We start from the raw sequence: 3,173 nt of genomic DNA on the forward strand, positions 1-3,173 counted from the left end.
CGAATGATCATTGCCCAGCTTTCGAAGTTCAGATGCTTGTCCACCAAGATCGCATCGCCTGCTGTGTAGCCAATGCCAGTTGGAGTTTCCCCCTCTGCAATCTCATGCCACTTTCGGGATAGATCAGATCGAACGGACAATGCCGATTCGCGGCGGCTTGGCGATACGTCTCCGGAGTACTTCAAGAACACTGATCCCGCAGGGAAATAAGTATCGAAGCAATAGAGAATAGTCGAATCCGGATCTTCCCACGAAATTAGTGTTACCGAGCCATTGGCATGTGACACGCGTTCGATAAACATGCTGCCATGCTTATCGTGCTTAGCCGCGCGCAATGTCTGCTCTCGCTGAACAATCAGCTCGTCAAAGCCCGCCTGAGTTTGAACATATGGCAGCGGTTCAATCTTCACTTTATTGTACTTATAACTCTCGATCAGCCTTGCATCACCTGGAACGTTTATCAGATGGCGCCCAATAGCACGGATTTTCCATCCTTCTTTCATGCTGACTCCTTCTTGTGCCATTGCGCCTGCTGGGTGATCTTGATGATGGCGAACATCGTGGCATAGAGGGAACGCTGATGCTTGTCGTCATAGCTCCCTTGGTGGTCATAGCAAAACTTACGATTCTGTTCACCGGGATTGCTTTGCCCATGCGCAAAGCTCCGTGCAATTCCGGCTTTGGCTGGGGCTGCACCGGAGAGGCATGGCACAGTGCCATCGCCAGGGCAATCGGGTTCTCCAATCGTCAGGCTATACCCGCTTGGCATTCTCAGCTTTCCATTCCCATCGTCACTGACTATGCTGATTTCGCTCAGATCAAGCGCTCCAATGCCAGCGCCCTCCCAAGCCACCTCACCCCATGTAAACCGATTCTTGCTTGCCATCATGCCCGTCCCCAACAACCCTCCCTTGTCGCTGTCGGTATCCCGCTGACCTTGAGCGCCGTAGTGAGAGTAGGTGGGTACTTTGTATCGCTTCTCGATGTCTCGGTGAAATGCTTTGACATCTAGAATCACCTCGTCTAGCGCTTCTCGTGATATCTCATCAAGCGGCTTATAGTCTCCAGTCTGCCCCGCCTCCGAACTCTTTCCCGCCGGATTCATCAACCCCAAGTTCGCATCCGGCACCAACCCATACCACGCCGGCGACAGATAGATCTCGCTATAGGGATCGCCATTGATAGGCAGCGGCGTCATGACGTCAGCGCCGGTCTTCTTGTCCCGTAACCTGAGCCAGGGCTTGCCATCGTTGTAATCGGCAGTAGGCAACAGCTCCAGCCCCCCTGGTGCTTGCGAAAGGATGGCAACCACATCTGCGGCGTTCCGGCCGAGAAATACTTGTTCCATTCCTTCGAATCCCGCACGCATGCGCTTATACGTGGCCGGTGCGCCCGTAGCCGGCTGCACACCGTGCGAGACACCGAGTACCTTTTCGCACTGGTGGATCTCAGTCAGCGACCGGCTCACCAGCCCACCCATCGAATGCGTGACGACGATGACCTGTTCCGCCATTACGCGACCTGGTTGCCTCCGTCGAATGCTGCACTGATTGTTTCCTTGTCCATCCGGCGTGTCCTCAGCAACAACCGTCTTGCCTTCGTTGTAATAGGGCAGGATCGTGTTCTCGATCAGGTCCTTGATGGCTGCGCCGGAGTCACGGTTGCTTTGCAGCCAGTTATAGCCTCCCGCCCAAACGTCGAACTGGTAGTTGGCCGCATGCAGGATCTCTTTGCGCGTCAATGCCTCACCACCCTCGGCGCCCCAATCGGCAGGCGCATCCTGTCCGAACTCCGCCGCCCAGTTCTTCAGGTCGGCCTCGCAACGCGTGAAGTCATACTCCGCCAGCGAATTCAAGAGGTGCTGCAATTGCCCCATGAACGGATGATAGGACGAACGCATCAACGCGCCCCAGCCCCGCGCCACCAGCACATTCTTTGGCAGCCCGCTCTGCCCGGCATCGATTGGACCGCTGGGATCGATCTCGACAGTCTCCGTGCCCAGATCACCGGCACGCTCTTTTGTATTCTTGAACGCATAGCTGAAGAGTTGCCCGATCGCATCCGCCGCACCTCGCAGGTCTGCATTGGGTGGCCGCCAGACGATGTTCTTCCCTTCCTTCTTTCTGAGATTGGTCCCCATGATGCCGGGCAGGAAAAGGATGGGAATCACGTAGGGCTTGGCAAGGATGATCTTCTCGCGCTGATCCTCTGCCGGCGTCAGGGTTGCCGAACTGTACTGATCGCCATCGTTGTCGACGACGCTATGGTAAAAAACGGGGCTCGATTCGGCCATGGTGTTGTTCGAGTATGCGGTTGGGCGGATCAATCCATCAGTCGGATACGAAGGGCTTCGACAAACAGGCTCTTCTGGAGTGGCGTCTTTCCCGCCGAGTCCGTCATCATCTTGAGCTTGGTGCCATCGCCGCGCAGAACCTCGACGCTCGTATTGGCAAGCGGCTCCCCCGTGGACGGGTTACGAATCACGTAGGCACCATGGAAGTTCGCGTGTTTCCACGTATTCATTTCCTGAGCCAGGGAACTCGGCCCTTGGCGGCTGAATGCAGTCGACTTGATCGTCCGCTCTCCGCGCGTTCCATCCTCGATCCCTGTCGATGTCATACGAAAGTAGGAGCCGCCACATTTGAGCAGCAGCTCATTCTTGGCCTCGATGACGACACGCCCGTTTGCACTGGTGATCGTCATATTCTTGTCTGCCATCAGCCGCATCTCATCGCTCTGTGCCTCGATCTCGACCTTCCCTCTTGAGGCGAACAGTTTGATGCCAAGTTTCTGCGCAAAGATGGATACCAGTTCGCCAGCCGCGACCGTGAAGCGCTTGAGCACACTGAGATCGGCATGGCCGCCCGACGTGGCGATCAGGTTCTCTGCCGCACTCAACTGCAAGTCGGCGCCCGATGCCAGCGCCATGCCCGCTGGTGCGCTGACAAGGATCCCGGCCTTCTTGAGTTCGTTCAGCGTGTCATCGAGCAGTGCCCTTTGCCTGTCACAGGCGGCTGCAACTGCTTGCGCGGCTTTCGCTGCCGATGCCAGCGCTTCGCTTTGCTGGAGCGCTCGCAGTAGCAGTTGCTGTGCGGCCACCATGTCAAGCTGTTCCCCGTCTGCGCCAAGCTGGTCATTCGCCGAAACCAGCAATCCCTTGCCGCCCCGGATCG

The 3,173-nt window shown here is 56.8% G+C and carries 2 protein-coding genes and 1 pseudogene; all 3 read right to left on the bottom strand.

Features of this window, described 5'->3' with window-relative positions:
- Positions 1-503, bottom strand: a pseudogene (locus tag K206_RS43470) (hypothetical protein); the annotation flags it as partial.
- Entirely contained in the window at positions 500-2,293 is a 1,794-nt protein-coding gene (locus tag K206_RS0136225; protein ID WP_020207112.1) for a hypothetical protein, read from the bottom strand. The pseudogene K206_RS43470 and the gene K206_RS0136225, both read right to left, overlap by 4 nt.
- A 29-nt stretch (positions 2,294-2,322) precedes the next feature.
- Positions 2,323-3,173: DUF2345 domain-containing protein (locus K206_RS0136230; RefSeq protein WP_020207113.1), on the bottom strand; the 851-nt coding region annotated here is incomplete at its 5' end.

It is taken from the genome of Cupriavidus sp. WS, from assembly GCF_000395345.1.
GTDB lineage: Bacteria > Pseudomonadota > Gammaproteobacteria > Burkholderiales > Burkholderiaceae > Cupriavidus > Cupriavidus basilensis_B.

Coding starts and splice junctions, on each gene's coding strand:
- K206_RS0136225 (WP_020207112.1), bottom strand. CDS start 2,293: ATGGCCGAATCGAGCCCCGTTTTTTACCATAGCGTCGTCGACAACGAT.